This is a genomic window from Microbacterium sp. EST19A (assembly GCF_019969685.1).
Classification (GTDB): Bacteria; Actinomycetota; Actinomycetes; order Actinomycetales; family Microbacteriaceae; genus Microbacterium.
Genome location: NZ_JAHXYZ010000001.1, coordinates 738,058 through 756,907, shown reverse-complemented (window position 1 = coordinate 756,907; position 18,850 = coordinate 738,058). Strand labels below are relative to the sequence as shown.

General features: G+C 69.8%; 21 protein-coding genes. 15 read left to right on the top strand and 6 right to left on the bottom strand.

What is annotated here, in order from left to right; all coding sequences use genetic code 11:
* Positions 1 to 61 precede the first annotated feature (61 nt).
* Both LC452_RS03785 and LC452_RS03780 read left to right on the top strand, forming a co-directional pair.
* Positions 62 to 1,387 carry an alpha-hydroxy-acid oxidizing protein gene (locus LC452_RS03785; RefSeq protein ID WP_223622691.1) on the top strand — a complete coding sequence of 442 codons (1,326 nt, stop codon included), beginning with the start codon at positions 62 to 64 and terminating at the stop codon, positions 1,385 to 1,387.
* A 48-nt stretch (positions 1,388 to 1,435) separates the two neighbouring features.
* Entirely contained in the window at positions 1,436 to 2,125 is a 690-nt protein-coding gene (locus LC452_RS03780) for a GNAT family N-acetyltransferase (protein WP_223622690.1), read from the top strand.
* A 12-nt stretch (positions 2,126 to 2,137) separates the two neighbouring features.
* Here LC452_RS03780 and LC452_RS03775 read toward each other — a convergent pair whose 3' ends face one another.
* Positions 2,138 to 3,607: a peptide MFS transporter gene (locus tag LC452_RS03775; protein WP_223622689.1), complete on the bottom strand. Its 1,470-nt coding sequence runs from the start codon at positions 3,605 to 3,607 to the stop codon at positions 2,138 to 2,140.
* Between the two features lie 105 nt (positions 3,608 to 3,712).
* Here LC452_RS03775 and LC452_RS03770 point away from each other — a divergent pair, with 105 nt between their 5' ends.
* Positions 3,713 to 5,098: a glycine--tRNA ligase gene (locus LC452_RS03770; RefSeq protein WP_223622688.1), complete on the top strand. Its 1,386-nt coding sequence runs from the start codon at positions 3,713 to 3,715 to the stop codon at positions 5,096 to 5,098.
* 41 nt (positions 5,099 to 5,139) lie between these two features.
* A complete protein-coding gene (locus tag LC452_RS03765; protein ID WP_223622687.1) occupies positions 5,140 to 5,622 on the top strand; it encodes a hypothetical protein in 483 nt (160 codons plus the stop codon).
* Positions 5,623 to 5,643: 21 nt separating this feature from the next.
* Here LC452_RS03765 and LC452_RS03760 read toward each other — a convergent pair whose 3' ends face one another.
* Positions 5,644 to 6,609 carry a YafY family protein gene (locus LC452_RS03760; RefSeq protein WP_223622686.1) on the bottom strand — a complete coding sequence of 322 codons (966 nt, stop codon included), beginning with the start codon at positions 6,607 to 6,609 and terminating at the stop codon, positions 5,644 to 5,646.
* 69 nt (positions 6,610 to 6,678) lie between these two features.
* On the opposite strand from LC452_RS03760, the gene LC452_RS03755 reads away from it, so the two are divergent.
* Positions 6,679 to 7,830: an epoxide hydrolase family protein gene (locus LC452_RS03755; RefSeq protein WP_223622685.1), complete on the top strand. Its 1,152-nt coding sequence runs from the start codon at positions 6,679 to 6,681 to the stop codon at positions 7,828 to 7,830.
* A 59-nt stretch (positions 7,831 to 7,889) separates the two neighbouring features.
* Here LC452_RS03755 and LC452_RS03750 read toward each other — a convergent pair whose 3' ends face one another.
* Genes LC452_RS03750 through LC452_RS03740 form a run of 3 tightly spaced genes read right to left on the bottom strand, consistent with a single transcriptional unit; the run spans position 7,890 to position 10,242 of the window.
* Complete coding sequence (locus tag LC452_RS03750) at positions 7,890 to 8,315, bottom strand: DUF1801 domain-containing protein (protein ID WP_223622684.1); 426 nt, start codon at positions 8,313 to 8,315, stop codon at positions 7,890 to 7,892.
* A gap of 1 nt (position 8,316) precedes the next feature.
* Complete coding sequence (locus LC452_RS03745; protein ID WP_223622683.1) at positions 8,317 to 8,892, bottom strand: HhH-GPD-type base excision DNA repair protein; 576 nt, start codon at positions 8,890 to 8,892, stop codon at positions 8,317 to 8,319.
* 27 nt (positions 8,893 to 8,919) lie between these two features.
* Positions 8,920 to 10,242, bottom strand: coding sequence for a glutamyl-tRNA reductase (locus LC452_RS03740; RefSeq protein WP_223622682.1), 1,323 nt, complete (start codon positions 10,240 to 10,242; stop codon positions 8,920 to 8,922).
* A 72-nt stretch (positions 10,243 to 10,314) separates the two neighbouring features.
* On the opposite strand from LC452_RS03740, the gene hemE reads away from it, so the two are divergent.
* Positions 10,315 to 11,340 carry a uroporphyrinogen decarboxylase gene (gene hemE / locus LC452_RS03735; protein WP_223622681.1) on the top strand — a complete coding sequence of 342 codons (1,026 nt, stop codon included), beginning with the start codon at positions 10,315 to 10,317 and terminating at the stop codon, positions 11,338 to 11,340.
* On the opposite strand, the gene LC452_RS03730 is transcribed toward hemE, so the two are convergent.
* Entirely contained in the window at positions 11,298 to 12,221 is a 924-nt protein-coding gene (locus tag LC452_RS03730; RefSeq protein WP_223622680.1) for an NAD(P)H-binding protein, read from the bottom strand. The two genes, hemE and LC452_RS03730, sit on opposite strands and share 43 nt — an antisense overlap.
* Positions 12,222 to 12,287: 66 nt before the next feature.
* Between LC452_RS03730 and LC452_RS03725 the strand changes: the two genes are divergently transcribed.
* The 9 genes from LC452_RS03725 (at position 12,288) to hemB (ending at position 18,842) form a co-directional block, all read left to right on the top strand.
* Positions 12,288 to 12,620 (top strand): metalloregulator ArsR/SmtB family transcription factor, encoded by a 333-nt coding sequence (locus LC452_RS03725; protein WP_223622679.1) that lies wholly within the window; start codon positions 12,288 to 12,290, stop codon positions 12,618 to 12,620.
* Between the two features lie 26 nt (positions 12,621 to 12,646).
* Complete coding sequence (locus tag LC452_RS03720; protein WP_223622678.1) at positions 12,647 to 14,161, top strand: NAD(P)/FAD-dependent oxidoreductase; 1,515 nt, start codon at positions 12,647 to 12,649, stop codon at positions 14,159 to 14,161.
* A 105-nt stretch (positions 14,162 to 14,266) separates the two neighbouring features.
* Positions 14,267 to 14,680 carry a hypothetical protein gene (locus tag LC452_RS03715; protein ID WP_223622677.1) on the top strand — a complete coding sequence of 138 codons (414 nt, stop codon included), beginning with the start codon at positions 14,267 to 14,269 and terminating at the stop codon, positions 14,678 to 14,680.
* Between the two features lies 1 nt (position 14,681).
* Entirely contained in the window at positions 14,682 to 15,089 is a 408-nt protein-coding gene (locus LC452_RS03710; RefSeq protein ID WP_223622676.1) for a phage holin family protein, read from the top strand.
* The gene (locus tag LC452_RS03705; protein WP_223622675.1) at positions 15,076 to 15,351 is read left to right on the top strand and encodes a hypothetical protein; all 276 of its coding nucleotides are present in this window, start codon (positions 15,076 to 15,078) and stop codon (positions 15,349 to 15,351) included. Before LC452_RS03710 ends, LC452_RS03705 begins: the two co-directional genes overlap by 14 nt.
* A gap of 44 nt (positions 15,352 to 15,395) precedes the next feature.
* The gene (hemQ, locus tag LC452_RS03700; protein ID WP_223622674.1) at positions 15,396 to 16,073 is read left to right on the top strand and encodes a hydrogen peroxide-dependent heme synthase; all 678 of its coding nucleotides are present in this window, start codon (positions 15,396 to 15,398) and stop codon (positions 16,071 to 16,073) included.
* Between the two features lie 8 nt (positions 16,074 to 16,081).
* Positions 16,082 to 17,077 carry a hydroxymethylbilane synthase gene (gene hemC / locus LC452_RS03695; protein ID WP_223622673.1) on the top strand — a complete coding sequence of 332 codons (996 nt, stop codon included), beginning with the start codon at positions 16,082 to 16,084 and terminating at the stop codon, positions 17,075 to 17,077.
* Complete coding sequence (locus LC452_RS03690; RefSeq protein ID WP_223622672.1) at positions 17,074 to 17,868, top strand: uroporphyrinogen-III synthase; 795 nt, start codon at positions 17,074 to 17,076, stop codon at positions 17,866 to 17,868. The genes hemC and LC452_RS03690 overlap by 4 nt, the downstream gene beginning before the upstream one ends.
* Positions 17,865 to 18,842: a porphobilinogen synthase gene (gene hemB / locus LC452_RS03685; RefSeq protein ID WP_223622671.1), complete on the top strand. Its 978-nt coding sequence runs from the start codon at positions 17,865 to 17,867 to the stop codon at positions 18,840 to 18,842. The genes LC452_RS03690 and hemB overlap by 4 nt, the downstream gene beginning before the upstream one ends.
* Positions 18,843 to 18,850 lie beyond the last annotated feature (8 nt).

Sequence of the window (18,850 nt, the reverse complement as noted above, 5' to 3'; positions counted from 1 at the left end):
GACCAAGGCTATCGGCGCCCGCGACACCCGAGGGCCGGACCGTCCTGACTAACATGTGGACATGGTCACGAGCAGCGTCGCTCCGGACGATCCCGCCGCCAGCCGCGGCATCTCCCGGCGCACACAATCCGACATCTATCGCGCCGGCATCAGCGGGACGAAGCCCGCGGTGCCGATAGCATCCGTCGCGTTGAAGACGGCGGCCCGCAAGGCGCTGAGTGCCGAAGCCTTCGCCTACATCGCGGGTGGGGCGGGCGCCGAGCGCACCATGGCCGCGAACCGTGCGGCGTTCGGACGCTGGCAGGTGTGGCCGCGGCCGCTGCGCGACGTGTCCGCGCGCGACCTCGGCGTCGACTTCCTCGGGAAGAGGCGGCCGACTCCTCTGCTGCTCGCTCCACTCGGGGTGATGGAGATGGCGCACAGCGACGCCGATCTCGCGGTGGCCAGGGCGGCGGCATCCGTCGGCGTGCCGTACACGCTCTCGAATCAGGCGTCGTTCCCGATGGAGCAGGTGGCGGATGCCGCGCCGCACGGCTCCCGCCTGTTCCAGCTCTACTGGTCGGCGTCAGACGACCTGAACCGCTCGCTGCTCGGCCGCGCCGAGGCGTCCGGCTGCGAGGCGATCGTCGTCACGCTCGACACGCACCTGCTCGGCTGGCGCACCCGGGATCTCGATCTCGCGTACCTGCCGTTCACGCGCGGCATGGGGATCGCGCAGTACACGAGCGATCCGGTCTTCCAGCGGCTGGTGCGCGAGCGCGCGTCAGCACCGAAGGCGGATGCTGCGGCCGTCAAGGTCACGCCGAAAGCCGTGGCCGCGGCTCTCACGATCGCACGGAAGGGGGCGCCGCTCACGGGCGGCGGGTCTCTGCGCGACAACCTGCGCTCGCCGCTGCCGCGCGCGGCGGTGGAGACGTTCCTCGATGTCTTCTCCACCCCGGCCCTGACCTGGGGCGACCTGGCGAAGGCGCGTGAATGGACGAGCCTGCCGATCATCCTCAAGGGGATCGTGCATCCCGACGACGCGCAGAGCGCGCTGGATGCCGGGATGGACGGCATCTGGATCTCCAACCACGGCGGCCGTCAGATCGACCAGTCGGTGCCGACGCTCGACGTGCTGCCCGAGATCGCCCAGCGGGTGGCCGGGCGGGTGCCGATCGTGTTCGACTCCGGCGTGCGCGGCGGGGCGGATGCCGCGATCGCCCTCGCCCTCGGCGCCACGGTGGTCGCCCTCGGCCGCCCCTATGCCTACGGCCTCGGCATCGCGGGGGAGACGGGCGTGCGCGAAGTGATCCGGAACGTGCTCGCCGAGCTCGACATCACGCTCGGCCTGGCGGGCCTGACGTCGGTGTCGCAGCTCGGTCGCGACGCGCTGCGTGAGGTGTGATCGCGGGTCCGATTCCTCGAACGGGCCGAGGAGGGGCAGACTGGGTTCGTGCGAACCATCCGCGATCTCGACACCGTTGAACTCATCCTCGACGCGCAGGGCCTGCTCGACTCCATCCGGGGTCCGCAGCGCGTGGTGGATGCCGGCACCCTGCGCGCCCTGCAGCAATCGGGCAACTACGTCGTCGGCTTCTTCGACGGCGAGGGTGACGAGGAGCGCATGGTCGGCGCGTCGATCGCCTTCTTCGGCGAGCCGGCTCGGCGTGCGATGCACTCGCACATCACCGCGCTGCTGCCGGAGTTCCGCGGCCGCGGCTGGGGTCGCGAGCTCAAGGAGCACCAGCGCCAGTGGGCGTTCTCGCGCGATGTCGGCCGCATCACGTGGACGTTCGATCCGCTCGTCGCCCGCAACGCGCACTTCTTCTTCACGGTGCTCGGAGCCCGCGCGACCGGGTACTCGGTGAACCGCTACGGCATCTTCGGCGGCGGCGACGCGGGCGACGAGAGCGACCGCCTCGACGTCGAGTGGGCGCTCGCCGACATCGCGAAGCCCCCGGCCTCCGACTCCGTGGTCGAGACCCTGGAGATCCCGGCCGACATCGAGTCGCTGCGCGTCTCCGACCCTGCGTCCGCGCACGAATGGCGCACGCGCCTGCGCGGCGAGATGGAAGAGCTACTCGGACGCGGCCTCTCCATCGCCGGCTTCGACGTCGAGCGCGGCTACCTCTTCACGGCGTAGGAGCGACCACTGTCAGCGCACCCCGCGCATCAGCTTCAGCACGGGCTTGACCGAGAGCAGCAGACCGATCCCGACGACGATCGCGATGGCGCCGAGGATCGAGAAGAACGGCACCTCGTTCTCCGGGTCGTAGAAGGCCACGAGCTGCCCCGAGATCGCGGTGCCCAGGGCGACCGACAGGAAGAACAGCGCCACCATCTGCGTCTGGAACACGGCCGGAGCGAGCTTCGTGCTGGCTGACAGCCCGACGGGCGACAGCAGCAGCTCGGCGACGGTGAACACGAACAGGATGCCGACGATCGCCAGCACCGGCGTGGTGTTCTCTCCGCCGCCCGAGAACGGGAGGAACAGCAGGAACGCGGATCCCATGATGATCGCGGCGAGGCCGAACTTCACCGGGGTGGAGGGCTGGCGTCTGCCGAGTTTCGTCCAGAGGGCGGCGAAGACACCGGACAGGATGATGATGAAGACCGGGTTGATCGACTGCACCCAGGAGACGGGCATCTCCCAGCCGAAGAGCGACCGGTCCAGGCGCTTGTCGGAGTAGATCGTCAGCACCGTGAACTGCTGCTGGTACAGCGACCAGAACGCGACGCTCGTGATGAACAGCGGCACGAACGCCCAGACGCGCGAGCGTTCGGTCGCGTCGATCCGCTTGCTGCGGAGAATCACCGCGAAGTAGGCGATCGCGGCGACCACCGTGACCGCGATGACGATGATGGCGAGGTTGTCCGCGCGGATGACCCCGAGGAGCACGAGCACGGCGATCAGGGCGACCGCGGCGATCGCGATGATCACGACGAGGCGGTAGCGCGACGCCGGCAGAGGGTTCGGAACGGCGCGGGCTGCTGCGGGAAGCGACCGCCGGCCGAACGAGTACTGCACGAGGCCGAGAGCCATGCCGACCGCAGCCAGGCCGAAGCCCCAGTGGAAGCCGAGGGTGGACTGCAGGATGCCGGTGAGGATCGGCCCGAGGAAGGCTCCGAGGTTGATGCCGAGGTAGAACAGCGAGAAACCGCCGTCGCGACGCGTGTCGTCCGGGGCGTAGAGGGTTCCGACGACCGACGTCGCGTTGGCCTTGAGCCCGCCGGAGCCGAGTGCGACGAGCACCAGTCCGACGCCGACGCCGAGCACGCCGGGGATCAGCGCGAGAGCGATATGGCCGGCGACGATCACGATGGCGCTGAAGAACAGCACCCGCTCCGATCCGAAGAGCCGGTCGGCGAGCCAGGCGCCGAGGATCGTGGCGAGATACACCGAGCCGCCGTATGCGCCGACGATCCCGCCGGCGACCGCCTCGGGGATGCCGAGGCCGCCCTGCGTCGCCGAGTAGTACAGGTAGATGAGCAGGATGCCCTGCATGCCGTAGAAGCTGAAGCGCTCCCACATCTCCACACCGAAGATGTGGACCAGCGACCAGGGATGTCCGAAGAAGCGGGTGTCCTCGTTGCGGACGCGAGGGGTCGGCTGCGCTGCGCTCATGCCACGACCGTACCCTTCGACGGGCTCCAGGACCCCGCATCGCGGCGGATAGAATGAGGGTGCCCGTGTTCACGGGTTCTCCCGCATCCGACCATTGGAGCCACCATGGCCGAACAGTCCCGCCTCGACAAGGTCATCGCCCTCGCCCGCCACCGCGGGTTCGTGTTCCAGGCCGGTGAGATCTACGGCGGTTCTCGGTCGGCCTGGGACTACGGCCCCCTCGGCACGGAGCTCAAGGAGAACATCCGCCGCCAGTGGTGGCAGACGTTCGTGCGCGGCCGCGGCGACATGGTGGGCCTGGATTCCAGCATCATCCTGCCCAAGCGCGTGTGGGAGGCGTCGGGTCACGTCGCCACGTTCACCGACCCGCTGGTCGAGTGCCTGCAGTGCCACAAGCGGTTCCGCGCCGACAACCTCATCGAGGACTTCGAGGCGCGCAAGGGTCGCAAGGCAGAGAACGGTCTCGCCGACATCCCCTGCCCGAACTGCGGCACCAAGGGCCAGTACACCGAGCCGAAGGCGTTCTCCGGTCTGGTGAAGACCTACCTCGGCGTCGTCGACGACGAGTCGGGTCTGTTCTACCTGCGCCCCGAGACCGCGCAGGGCATCTTCGTGAACTTCTCGAACGTGCTCACCGCGAGCCGCAAGAAGCCGCCGTTCGGCATCGGCCAGGTCGGCAAGGCGTTCCGCAACGAGATCACTCCCGGCAACTTCATCTTCCGCACACGTGAGTTCGAGCAGATGGAGATCGAGTTCTTCACCCCGCCCGCCGAGGCGCAGCAGTGGTTCGACCACTGGGTCGAGGCGTGCTGGAACTGGTTCATCGACCTCGGCATCGACGCCGAGAACATGCGGCAGTTCGACGTTCCGGAAGACGACCGTGCGCACTACTCCGCCGGCACGATCGACGTCGAGTACAAGTTCGGCTTCGCGGGCAAGGAGTGGGGCGAGCTCATGGGTGTCGCCAACCGCACCGACTACGACCTGTCGAGCCACAGCGAGGCGTCGGGCCAGAGCCTGACGTACTTCGACCAGGCCACGGGCGAGCGCTACACCCCATATGTGATCGAGCCGTCGTTCGGTCTCACCCGCGCCATGATGGCATTCCTCGTCGACGCGTACCGCGAAGAAGAGGTGCCGAACGCCAAGGGCGGCACCGACGTGCGCACCGTGCTCAAGCTCGACCCGCGTCTCGCCCCGGTCAAGGCCGCGGTGCTGCCGCTGTCGCGCAACGAGCGGCTGTCGCCTCTCGCCCGCGAGGTCGCCGACACGCTCCGCAGCTCGTGGTCGGTCGACTTCGACGACGCGGGTGCGATCGGTCGCCGCTACCGTCGCCAGGACGAGATCGGCACGCCGTTCTGCGTCACCGTCGACTTCGACTCGCTCGACGACCACGCCGTCACCGTGCGCGACCGCGACACGATGGCGCAGGAGCGCGTCGCGATCGACGAGCTGCACGCGTACCTCGCGGAGCGTCTCCGGGGGGCCTGATCACCTGAGGGGCGGGATGCCGTCGGCGTTATGCTGACGGCATGATCGAGCAGTGGAGCGAGTTCAACGTGGCCATGGCGGGCGCCACGGCCGCCCTCGTCGGCCTCGTGATCGTCGCCTCGAGCGTGAACATCGGCGAGATCATCAAGTCGCGCACTCTGACCGCGCGCTTGCTGGCGGGGATCGCGGCGCTGGTCCTCGCATTGACGATCTCGGCCCTCGGTCTCGTCCCAGGGATCGATACGACCTGGTTCGGTGCCCTGACGATCCTGACGACCCTGCTGGCGGCCGTGTTCCAGGTGCACGCGACGCGGCTCATCGCCACGGATCCGGATCCCGCCGACCGGGCACGTCCGCTGAAGTACCTCGTCGGGTTCCTGCCGATCGCCGCCTACCTCGTCGCCGGAGGGCTCGTGTGGGCCGGGCATCCGGCCGGCCTGTACGTCGCCGCGGCCGGGTGCCTGCTGGCGATCGTCTCCGCGATCATCGTGTCGTGGGTGGCCCTCGTCGAAGTGCTCCGCTGACGCAAGCGAGGGCAGGGAGCGTCAGGAGGTCGGCGATCCCGCGACCGCCCGCGCATAGCGATCCGACAGCACCTGCAGGCGGGGGAGGAGCTCGGGCGGCGACTCGACCGTGAAGTCCATCATCAGCATGCCGATGTAGGCGGCGACGGTATCGAGGCTGTCGGCGCCGGTCACGAGCACGCAGTGGTTCTCGTCGATCGGCTCGACGGCACCGACCGCGGGATGGATGCGGTCGAGCACCTGCTCCGTCGGTGCGTCGATGAGCAGTCGTGCGTGCACCTTCCAGCCGCTCTCGGCGACCGTGCGCATCATGAACGCGGTGTAGTCCCCACCGGGCAGCGGTTGCGGCTCGAAGCGGCGTCGCGTCGGCATCCGCAGTTCCATCCAGTCCACCCGGTAGGTATGCCAGTCGTCGGTCTGCGGATCGCGCGCGACCAGGTACCAGCGCCGATGCCAGGTGAGCAGTCGATACGGCTCGACCAGAACCGGCGAGTCCTGGTAGTCGAACCGCAGCCACTCCACGTTGCGGATCGCGCCGGCGATCTCGCGGAGGACGGTCGCGTCGACCTCGGGGTCGGGCGCGTCGGTGTCGTTGTTCTCGGGCGCGCGGTCGATCGTCGACTTCAGGGCGTCGACCATGGGGCGCAGATGTGAGGGCAGCACCTGCTCGAGCTTCGCGAGCGCGCGAGCCCCCGACTCCTCGACCCCGGCGATGCCGGCTGCGGCGCGCAGCCCGACGGTGACGGCCACGGCCTCCTCGTCGTCGAGGAGCAGCGGCGGCAGCTTTCCGCCGGCGCCGAGTCGGTAGCCCCCGACCGCGCCGCGAGTCGCATCGACCGGATAGCCGAGTTCGCGCAGCCGGTCCACGTCGTGCCGGATGGTGCGCGTCGAGACGTCCAGTCTCTCCGCGAGGTCGCGTCCGGAGCGCTCCGGGCCGGTCTGGAGGAGCGCGAGAAGGGACAGCAGGCGTGCGGTCGGGTCGGCCATGGAAACTCCTTCACAGACGATGGTTTATTAGGAACATATCCTACCTATTGGGCTCGTATCGTCGAAGACATGAACAACACGACCGCTCCCCTCAGCATCCGCCCCTTCACCGTCTCGGTCTCCGACGCCGAGGTCGCCGATCTCCAGGATCGCCTCGCCCGCACCCGTCTTCCCCAGCCGTCGCCGACGGATGACTGGGATGCAGGCACCCCCAACTCGTACCTGCGTGAGGCCGTCGAGGCCTGGCGCTCGTTCGACTGGGCCGCCGCGCAGGACCGTATCAACGCCGTCCCGCACTTCGCGACCGAGATCGACGGGCAGACGATCCACTTCATCCACGTCCGCTCCGCCCACGAGGGCGCGACGCCGCTGATCCTCGCGCACACCTACCCGGGCTCGGCCGTCGACTACCTCGACGTGATCGACCGGCTCGTCGACCCGGTGGCGCACGGCGGCCGTGCCGAGGACGCGTTCGACGTCGTCATCCCGGATGCTCCGGGCTACGGCTTCTCGCAGCCGCTCGCCTCCGCGGGGTGGACCACGGCGAAGGTCGCCGCGGCGTACGACCGGCTCATGCGCGGTCTCGGCTACGACAGCTACGGCATCCACGGGTCCGACAACGGCGCGATGGTCGCCCGCGAGCTCGGCCTGCTCAACCCCGAGGGCTTCCTCGGGCTGCACGTGCTGCAGCTGTTCTCCTTCCCCTCGGGCGACCCGTCCGAGTTCGAGCGGCTCGAGCCGCAGGACTACGCCGGCCTCGAGCACATGCAGTGGTTCCAGTCCGTCGGCGGCTACAACACGATGAACTCCTCGCGTCCGCAGACCGTCTCCGTCGGCATCAGCGACTCCCCGATCGGGCTGCTGGCGTACAGCGAGCTGTTCAACTCGTTCGGCAACGGCACCTCGCTCGTGTCCCTCGAGCAGATCCTGCTCGAGGTCAGCGTGAACTGGTTCGCCAACGCGGCCTCCGGTATGAGCCGCAGCTACCTGGAGAACGCCCGAGCGGATGCCGGAGAGGAGGCGGCGCCGCAGATCAACGCCGCGCCGACCGGAGTCGCCGTGTTCAAGGACGACTTCCAGACGATCCGGGTGTTCGCCGAGCGCGACAACGCGAACATCGTGCACTGGAGCCGTTTCGACGAGGGTGGGCACTTCGCGGCCCTCGAACGTCCCGACCTCGTCGCCGGCGACATCCGCACGTTCTTCGCCGGGCTGCGCTGAGCGGCAGCGATAACTTCAGAGGAGAGGGGCGCTTCGGCGCCTCTCTCCTTCGACATGGGTCAGCCGGTGACGGTGAGCTGCACCTCGTTCGTGCCGCCGGCCTCGGCCCAGGCGAGGGAGCGCTCCAGGATGCCGCGGAGCACGTCGAGGTCGACCTGCTCGAGGTCCTTGATGTAGACGCAGCTGACGGCGCTGGTGTGGGACCCGAGCCGGGCGAGCGCCTCGGCGTGTGCGGCGGTGCCGTCGAGCAGGTAGATCGTCGTCGAGGCCTTGCGCGGGGCGAATGCCAGGAGCCCGGTGTCGCCCTCGGTGCCGGTGGGGTAGCGGTAGTGGCACGAGCCGAAACCGATGATCGTGCCCCAGGTCGCGGGCTCACGGCCGGAGATCTCCTGCATCAGCGCGGTCAGCGTCTCGGCGTCACGCCGGCGGATCGCGGGGGAGGAGCGGGCGATCAGGCCCGCGACGTCGGTGCCGGTCGGCTCCATGTCAGGCCTTCGCTTCCTTCGCTGCCGCCTTCATGGCCTTCTTGTGCTCGCGCACCTTCGTCAGCGACTCCGGCGAGACGATATCGGCGACGCTGCGGTACGAGCCCTCATCGCCGTAGGCACCGGCGGCCTCGCGCCAGCCTTCACCCGTGAAGCCGTACTGTTTGCCGAGGAGGGCGAGGAAGATCTTCGCCTTCTGCTCGCCGAAGCCGGGGAGTGTCTTGAGGCGCTTCAGCACCTCGGGTCCGTCCGGGTCTCCCTGGGTCCAGAGTGCGCTGGCATCCCCGCCCCAGTCGTCGACGAGCGTCTGGCAGAGCGTCTGCACGCGGGTCGCCATCGACCCGGGGAAGCGGTGCACGGCCGGCGTCTGCTTGAACGCCTCGAGGAACTCGTCCGGTGCCATGTTCGCGATCGCGGCGGCATCCGTCGCTCCGGTGCGCTGTTCGATCTTGAGCGGACCGGCGAACGCGGTCTCCATCGGGACCTGCTGATCCAGCAGCATCCCGACCAGCAAGGCCAGCGGGTTGTCGGTCAGCAGCTCGTCGGCGGCGGTGTCTCCGGTGATGTGAAGGGCCATGCCTCCAGTCTCCCACCGTGGCGGCCGCTATGCGATCGAGGACTCCGGTCCCTGCTCCGCCGCGTCCGTCGCGGGGGCGATGCCGTAGAGGGTGCCGAGAGCGGCGGCGAACTCGTCGGCGCGACCGGCGGCGGCAAGTTCGTGAGCGCGCGTCGTCGGCGTGTGCAGCAGAACTCCCGAGAGGTGGCGGAGCGCCTGCTCGACGCGGCCGTCCTCGTCGCCACGGGCGCGCGCACGGGCGATCTCGGACTCCAGGAGCGTGAAGATGTGCGTGCGCAGCGCGACCACCGAGGGGGTGACGCTCTGCCGTGCGCCGACCACATGGAACGTGTCGGCCGCCTCGCGGACCACGCTGCGCGCGGCATCCGTCGCCTGCAGCTCCTCGAGCGGGGCGTGCAGGCGGATCGTCTCGAGGTCGAGCAGGGCGACGCCGTCGAGCGCGCCGACGGCCGGATCGACGTTGCGCGGCATGCCGAGGTCGACGACGAGCTGCTGGCTGTGGGCACCCGCGCCGGTCGGTGTCACCGGGCATCCGACGGCGGCGATGCCGACCGGGTGCTGCAGGTGCTCCGGTCCGAGCACCGGCTCGGTCGCCGTCGTGCAGGTGATGAGCAGGCTCGAGTGCGCCGCGGTGCGGGCGTACTCGGCGGCAGTGATCGGACGGATGCCGTGCTTCGCGGCGAACACCTCGGCACGTCCGGAGGGCGAGTACACGGAGATGTCGACCGCACCGCGCTCGCGCAGAGTGGCGAGGGTGACGGCGGCGTAGGCGCCGGTGCCGACGAGCAGCACGCGCTGGGCGGACCAGTCGGCGATGCGGCTGTCGGCGAGCTCCAGCGCGAGGCGCACGAGCGACCGGCCCGCGCGACCGAGGGCGGTGACGTTCTTGACCTTGCGCTGCGCCTGGCTCGCGCGCTGGAAGAGACGCTCGAGCTCGGGAGAGGTGGTGCCGTCCTTGCGGGCGGTCTTGAGTGCGCGGCGCACCTGGCCCGCGATCTCACCCTCGCCGGAGACGACGGATTCGAGGCCGGATGCGACGGAGAAGAGATGCTCGGCGACTCGACGGCCGGAGTGCACCGTGTAGGCGCCGTCGAACTCGGCGGCGGGAACACCGGTCGTGGCCTCGACGGCCTCGATCACGGCTTCCACTCCGATGGCACCGGCGGCCGTGACGGGTTCGTCCATCTCGACGTACGCCTCGAAGCGATTGCAGGTCGCCAGAACGACCGCACCCTGCACGCACGGCGTCATGTCCACGAGCGTGGAAGCGACGTCGTCGGGGGTGCGGCTCAGGCGTTCGAGCAATTCGAAAGAGGCGGTCTTGTGACTCGCCGTCACACACAGCAGCACCCCATGATTCTACCCGCCCCGGCGAGGAGGCGTCTCCGCGTACTCATAACGACCGGATGGGAGGATGGAGGCATGGCCCTCTCCGACGCTCCGCTGCTGCGCGCTCTCGCCGGCGTCCGCCCCGACCGCACCCCGGTGTGGTTCATGCGTCAGGCCGGCAGGTCGCTACCCGAGTACCGTGAGCTGCGCGTCGGCACGCGGATGCTGGACGCCTGCCTCACGCCCGAACTCGCGGCCGAGATCACCCTGCAGCCGGTGCGCCGTCACGGCGTCGACGCCGCGGTCTTCTTCAGCGACATCGTCATCCCGCTGCGCCTCGCCGGCGTCGATGTGGAGATCGAGCCCGGGCGGGGACCGGTGTTCGCGAACCCGGTGCGCACGGCATCCGACGTCGACCGGATCACGGCCATCGACCCGGATTCGCTCGACGGCACGGCCATCGCCGAGGCGGTGCGCCTCGTCACGGCCGAGCTCGGAGACACCCCGCTCATCGGCTTCGCCGGTGCGCCGTTCACGCTCGCCGCCTATCTCGTCGAGGGCGGTCCGTCGAAGGAGCACCTGCGCGCCAGGGCCATGATGCACGCCGACCCCGAGTCGTGGAACCGTCTCGCCGGATGGCTGGCCCGGGTCTCGCGGCGGTTCCTCGAGACGCAGCGCGACGCGGGCGCATCCGTCGTGCAGCTCTTCGACAGCTGGGCGGGTTCGCTCAGCACGGCCGACTACCGCGCGTTCGTCGCACCCCACTCGCACGCGGCGCTGGAGGGCATCGGCATCCCGAGCATCCATTTCGGCGTCGGCACAGGTCCGTTCCTCGCGGACATGCGGCTCGACGGCGTGGCCGACGGCGTCGGGGTCGACTGGCGCCAGCCGCTCGATGAGGCCGCCGCGATCGTCGGTCCCGACGTGACGCTGCAGGGCAACATCGATCCCGCGCTGCTCTCCGCGCCCTGGTCGGTGCTGGAGGCGCACGTGCGCGACGTGCTCGCACGCGGCCGCGCGGCGCGCGCGCACATCGTGAACCTCGGTCACGGGGTTCCGCCCGAGACCGATCCCGATCAGCTCACCCGCATCGTCGAACTGGTCCACGCGGAGCGCTGAATCCGTCGCGCGATCCGCAGATCGGAGAGGCCGAACCGTCCGTCGGGGAGCGCCGCGCGGATGCGCTCGTCGCTGAACGGGCGAGCGGGACGGATGTCGAGGGGCACCTCGGGCGCCGGCGGAGCGGCCTCGCTCACGCCCTCGGCCAGCATGCGCGCCTGAGCCTTCGCCACCAGCGGCACGACCATCGTCCACTCGGTGACCTGGGCGAGCATGCGGACGATCCATGTCGGCACCGGGAGGAAGGCGGGGCGGCGTCCGGCGACGCGGGCGATGCGACGGATGGCCTCGCCGAGGGTGACCTCGTCGACACCCATCACAGCGACGGTCGGGTCGGGGATGCGACCCTCGAGGGCTGCGACCAGCACATCGACCGCATCGTCGATCGGGACGGGTCGGGCGGTGCGCTCGCGGTAGCCGACGGTCCAGAACATCGGCAGCGTCCGTACCGCCCGGGTGACGTGGTCGACCATGTGATCGCCGGGGCCGTAGATCATCCCGGACTTGAGGATCGTGTGCGGGATGCCGGAGGCGCGGATGATCTCCTCCGCCTCCCACTTCGACTCGTGGTAGCCGGAGCCGCAGTCGGGCCGTGCGCGCAGGAAGCTCACCATGACGATGCGTCGGACGCCCGCTCTGCGGGCGGCCTCGACCACCGCCGCAGTGCCCTCGACGTGCACGCGGCGGAACGTCTGGTCGCCGATCTCGCGGTTGATCCCGGCGCAGTGCGCCACCGCGTCGCAGCCTTCGAACGCGGCTGTCAGAGCGTCGATGTCGGTGATGTCCGCGCCGCTCCTCCTCGAGACGACCACGGCATCGTCGAGGCGTGCGGCCAGGTTCCGTCCGACGAATCCACTGCCGCCCGTGATCGCTACTCGCATGATGCGCTCCTTCGCTTATTAGCTACTCAGCTAAAGAGTATCTAGCAAGAGTGCTATATTGCAAACATGGCAGACAGTGCGTCAGACATCTTCGCAGCCCTCGCGCACCCGACCCGTCGGCAGATCCTCCAGGACCTCAAGAACGGCGAGCTCGCGGCCGGCGAGATCGCGTCGAGGTTCTCGGCGAGCGGCCCGACGATCTCCCGGCACCTGAGCGTGCTCCGTCAGGCGGGGCTCGTGAGCGAGCGCCGTGACGCCAACCGCATCCTGTACTCCCTCGTCGGCGAGCGGCTGGCCCTGTCTGTCGGCGACTTCCTCTCCACCGTCTGCCCCGAGCAGATCGTGCTCCGCGAGGTGCGCAAGCGCGGCCGCGGGAGCGCGACGCCCGTCGAGGTCTGAGCGGCGCCGATGGGAGAATCGACGGTATGACCGCCGACTCCGCCCGCGAACCCTCCGCCCTCGCCGCCCGCGCCGCCGATACGCACGTCGTGGTCGTCGGCGGAGGCATCGGCGGGCTGATCGCCGCTCGCGAGTGCGCGAAGGTCGGCATGCAGGTCACCCTGCTCGAAGAGACGGATGCCGTCGGAGGCGCGATCCGCCGGGCAGCACTCGACGGCGTCGTGGTCGACGCGGGCGCGGAGAGCTTCGCGACCAGGGGCGGGCACGTGCGCGCGCTGCTGGCCGACCTGGGCCTGACCGATCGGATCGTCGCGCCCGACGCGGGTGGTGCGTGGCTGGCCGGCATCCCCGGCATCGGCGCAGCTCCGCTCCCGGTCGGCGGGATCCTCGGCATCCCCGCGAATCCGTTCCAGGAGGACGTGCGCCGCGTGATCGGCTGGTCGGGTGCCTGGCGTGCGTACCTCGACCGCGTGCGCCCGCCGCTGACGATCGGGCACCAGCTGAGCCTGGGAAAGCTCGTGGCCTCGCGCATGGGGGCGAAGGTCCGTGACCGTCTCGTCGCGCCGGTGACGACCGGGGTGTACTCCGCGTCGCCCGACGATGTCGACGTCGACGTCGCTGCTCCCGGCCTGAACGCCGCGCTCACCCGCGTCGGATCGCTCTCCGGCGCCGTGGGCGCGCTGCGCGATGCCGCCCAGAGCGCCGCGAAGACTCCGGGCGCCGCGGTCGAGGGCCTGTCCGGAGGGATGAGCGTGCTGGTCGACGCCCTCGTGGAGGATCTGCACCGGCTCGGCGCCGAGGTCCGTACCGGCGTGCGCGTCCGGAGCGCGCAGAAGACGGATGCCGGGTGGACGGTCGTCGGCGAGATCGAGTCCGACCCCGATGCCGGAGAGTCCGACCCCGATGCCGGCGAGGATGCCGACGATTCCGTGTCGTTCACCGCCGACGCCGTCATCGTGGCCACGGCCGAGGCGGCCGCGCGGGCGCTTCTCACGAGCAGCGTCCCGGCACTCGCGCACGCGGAGCCGTCGTCGTCGCCGGAGATCGAGGTCGTGACGCTGCTGCTCGACGCCCCGGCTCTGCGTCCTGCTCCTCGCGGCACCGGAGTGCTGACGGTGCCGGGAAGCCACACGGCCAAGGCGCTCACGCACTCCACCGCGAAGTGGGGCTGGGTGCGCGAGGCGGCCGGAGACCGGGAGATCGTACGGGTCTCGTTCGGCGCACAGGGGGAACCGGCCGCGACGGCGGGCCTCGACGACGACCAGGCCGCAGAACTCGCGCTGCGAGAGGCGTCGGCGCTGCTGGGGGTCGCTCTCGCGCCGGGAGCACTCCTCGCTGCGCACCGGGCGCGGTACGTGCAGTCGCAGCCCGCCTCCATCATCGGCTCGGGAGAGCGTCGAGAGGCGGCGCGTGCGGCACTCCAGGCCGTGCCCGGACTCGCCGCGGTGGGCGCGTGGCTGGCCGGAACGGGCCTCGCGCAGGTGATCCCGGATGCGAAGGACGAGGCCGATCGTCTGCGGCGCACGCTGTTGTGGGAGTGACGAGACGCCGTGTGTCAACCCCTGGGCCGTGTAGATGCCGAATCCGGCATACGGGGTTACGCTGTGTACCTGACCCGCAGGACTCGAACAACGTGAGGAGACCCCATGAAGGGGAAGATCGGACTCGTCGTAGGACTCGGCGTCGGCTACGTCCTGGGCACTCGTGCCGGGCGCGAACGCTATGAGCAGATCAAGACGCAGTGGCTCAAGCTCTACCACACCGACCCCGTGCAGGAACGGGTCGAGATGGTCAAGGATTTCGTCGGTGACAAGGCAGCGGCCGTCCCCGGCGCGCTCTGGACCGGCGCGGTGAAGGTCGTCAAGTCCGTCAAGGGCAACGGCTCCCCGGGCCAGAAGCTCGACGCTGTGATCGCCTCGGGCAAGGAAGCGGCCGAAGAGGTGGCCGATGCCACCGACGACGCGGTCGAAGACGTCAAGGCGAAGGCCTCCGCAGCCAAGAGCTCTTCGAGCAGCACCTCGGCAGCGAAGAAGCCTGCTCCGAAGAAGCCCGGCGCCTGAGATGCCTCGCGGATTCCGGGATCGTGCCGACGACAGTCTGCTGACGCTGCTCGGCGACCTGCCCGAACTCGTCACCAACCTCGTCAAAGCCGAGATCGACTCCGCCAAGGCGTGGATCTCGAAGACCGCGAAAGACGCCGGGATCGGTTCCGTCTGGTTCCTCGTCGCGCTGTTCTTCCTCTTCTGGGCCGTGCCGGTGATCCTCGTCTTCGCGATCGCCGGGCTCTCGTCGTGGTGGCCCGTCTGGTTGTCGGCGATCGTCGTGTTCGGCATCCTGCTCCTCGCCGTCCTGCTGTTCGCTCTGCTCGGCATCCTCAAGTTCCGCAAGGTCCTCCGTCGGCAGAATCCCGCGCAGGCGGTCGCCGAGGACATCCGCATCGTGAAGGAGGCCGGAGATGACGAATTCTGACTCGCTGGTGCCGCGCACCGTCGTCCCGGCCGGCATCGTCGATCCCCGGGACTCGGCGCGCGCCGAGCTGAAGGCGGCGCTCGCCGCGATCGAGGTCAAGGGCAACATCCCTCGCCGTATCGAGAAGGCGTCGACGCGAGGAATCGCGAAGGCCCGCGTCTTCGCCGACCGCAACCCGATCGGCGCGGCTGCGGCCGTGATCGGCATCGCGGCGGCCGTCGGCGGACTCGTCTGGGTCATCGCTCGCGCGGTCTCCCGCTGAGTCCCGCGTTCGCGGGGCCTCGGCAAAGGGGGCAGACTGGAGACATGTCCGAAGCGCTCGAAGAGAACCCGTCCGGATTCACCCTCTGGGCCGTGTGGCGACGCAATCCCGATGTGCCCGTCACCGAGTCCGACTCGACCGAACTCGAGACGATCGTCTCGTACGTCGAGGACTCCGGCGTCACCGTCCGCGGTTTCTACGACGTCTCGGGGCTGAAGGCCGACGCCGACCTGATGGTCTGGCTGCACGGCAAGACCGCCGAAGAGCTGCAGCGTGCGCTCCGTCGGCTGCGCCGCACCGAGCTGCTGCGGTCGCTTCTCCCGGTGTGGAACGTCATGGGCGTGCATCGTGATGCGGAGTTCAACCGCGCGCATGTGCCCGGGTTCCTGCGCGGCGTCGAGCCCAAGGACTGGCTCTGCCTCTACCCGTTCGTGCGCACCCCGGAGTGGTACCTCGCCCCTGAGGAGGAGCGTCGCAAGATGCTCGCCGATCACGGGCGCAAGGGTGCGGCCTTCACGGGCGTCATCGCGAACACCGTCGCCGCGTTCGCGCTGGGCGACTACGAGTGGCTGCTGCCGCTCGAAGCCGACGACGTCACCGACCTCGTCGACCTCATGCGCGACCTCCGCTACACCGACGCGCGTCTCTACGTGAAGGAGGAGGTGCCCTTCTACACGGGGCGCCGCCTGCGCTTCGACGAGATCGCGGACGTGCTGCAGTAGGTCGGTCGATGAGCACCCCGATCCGCCTGGGAACCCGGCGCAGCGCGCTCGCGCAGGCGCAGTCCGGTCACGTCGCCGCGGCCCTCGAGAAGGTGTCGGGGCGCCCGGTCGAGCTCGTCACGATCACCAGCGAGGGCGACACGAACCGCGCGTCGCTCTCCGAGATCGGCGGGCAGGGAATCTTCGCCACGCGGCTGCGGGAAGCGCTGTTCGCCGGCGAGTGCGACCTCCTCGTGCATTCGCTGAAGGATCTGCCGACCGCCATCCCCGACGGGCTCGTGATCGCGGCGACCCCGAAGCGGGAGGACGCCCGCGATGTGGTGCTCACCCGTCTCGGCATCCCGCTGCACGAACTTCGCTCCGGCAGCACGGTGGGCACCGGATCTCCCCGGCGCATCGCCCAGGTGCGTCGTCGCGCTCCGTACGCCGAGGTGGTCGACATCCGCGGGAACGTCGATTCCCGGCTGGCGCGTGTCGCGTCGGGTGAGCTGGATGCCGTGATCCTCGCGGCCGCCGGCCTGTCGCGGCTCGGCGCGGAGTCGCGCCTGCGGCGGGAGGAGCTCGGTCTCGCCGAGTGGCCGACCGCTCCCGGACAGGGATCGCTGGCCGTGGAGACGAAGACGGATGCTCCGGCGGAACTGCTCGCCGCGCTCGCTGCGCTGGATGACGAGGAGACGCGTCTGGCCATCACCGTCGAGCGTGCGGTGCTGCAGGGACTGGACGCCGGATGCCAGGCGCCGATGGCCGCACACGCTGTGGTCGAAGGCCCCTCGATCCGCGTCAGGACGGTCGTCTACGCCCCCGACGGAGGCCGCCGGATCGGCCTCGACGTCACGGAGGACCTGAACGGGGAGTATATTCGTCGGAACGGCAGTGGCAATGGAGCGGATGCTGCCGATGGTGCAGACCCGATGCACGCAGCGCGCGAGCTCGGGTTCACTGTTGCCCGTCGGCTGCTCGATCAAGGGGCGGCTGGCCTCGTTCCCCGAGAGCAATCCCTATGACATCCGATTCGAAGCAGGACCTACCGCTGTACGGCTGGCGCATCCTCGTGCCCCGTGGCGGGCCGTGGGGCGACGGCGTCGCCGCGAGCCTCCGCGCCCAGGGCGCGGTGCCGGTCGTCGCACCCCTCATCAACTTCGCCCCGACCAATGACCAGGCGGCGCTCGACACTGCACTGGCGCAGCTGGCCGCCGGCGCATTCGACTGGCTGACGGTCACGAGCGCCACGACCGTCGACGTGCTGTTCGCGCATCGCGCGGTCGTTCCCCGCACGACGAGGATCGCCGCCGTGGGCGAGACGACGGCTGCCGCCCTCCAGGCGGTCGGCTACGAGGTCGCGCTGGTGCCGGAGCAGGACAACTCCGCCGAGGGGATGGCCGAACAGCTCATCGCCCTGGAGACGCAGCCGCGCCGCATCCTCGCGCTGCGCAGCGAGATCGCGAAGCCCGTTCTCAGCGTCCAGCTCTCGAATGCCGGGCACGATGTCGCGAGCGTCGTCGCGTATCGCACTGTCGGTGTTCCGGTCACGGAGCGCATTCGCCGCGATGTCGAGAACGGGCGCATCAATGCGATCCTGATCACGAGCGGCTCTGTCGCCGAGCAGGTGCGCGAGCAGTTCCCCGAGATCCCGGATGAGACTCTGCTCGCGGCGATCGGTCCGCGGACCGCGCGCGACGCCCTCAAGGCCGGCCTGCCGGTGTCCGTGGTCGCTGACCGGCAGACGGTCGACGCGCTCATCGACGCGGTCTCGCACTTCACTCTTCCGCACGCGGCTGACGAGTTCGCGCCGTGAGCTTCCCGGAGATCCGCCTGAGGCGGCTGCGTCAGTCGCGCGCCGTCCGCGACCTGGTCCGTGAGACGTCGCTGGAGCCGCGTCAGCTCGTGCTGCCCCTGTTCGTGCGCGAAGGGCTCACGGAGCCCGTCGCCATCGGATCGATGCCGGGTGTCGCACAGCATTCGATCGATTCCCTGCGCGCCACCGCCGTCGAGGCGGCCGAGGCCGGTGTCGGCGGAGTCATGCTGTTCGGTGTGCCCGCGGTGCGCGATGCGCGCGGGTCCGGCGCCGATGATCCGCGCGGCATCCTGAACGTCGCGACCGAGGCTCTGGCCGCAGAGGTCGGCGACGCCCTCGTCGTGCAGACGGATCTCTGCCTCGACGAGTTCACCGATCACGGTCACTGCGGCGTGCTCGCCGCCGACGGCTCGGTCGACAACGACGCGACGCTCGAGCGCTACGCCTCGATGGCGCTCGCCCAGGCGCGGGCGGGCTCTCAGCTGCTGGGCCTCTCCGGCATGATGGACGGCCAGGTCGCCGTGATCCGTGCCGCTCTGGATGCCGAGGGTTTCACCGACACTCTGCTGCTGGCCTACGCGGCGAAGTACGCGAGCGCGTTCTACGGCCCTTTCCGCGAGGCCGTCGACTCGCAGCTCACGGGCGACCGTCGCACCTACCAGCTCGATCCCGGCAACCGTCGTGAGGGTGTGCGCGAGGCCGTGGTCGACGAAGCCGAGGGGGCGGACATCGTGATGGTGAAGCCTGCGATGTCGTTCCTGGATGTGCTGCGCGAAGTGCGCGACACCGTCCATATTCCGGTGTGGGCATACCAGGTGTCGGGCGAGTACGCGATGGTCGAGGCCGCTGCCGCCAACGGCTGGATCGACCGCCGTGCGGCCGTGCTCGAATCACTTCTCTCCATCCGCCGTGCGGGTGCCGACGCCGTCCTGACCTACTGGGCGACCGAGGCCGCGCGCTGGCTGCGCGACTGACGTCGCGC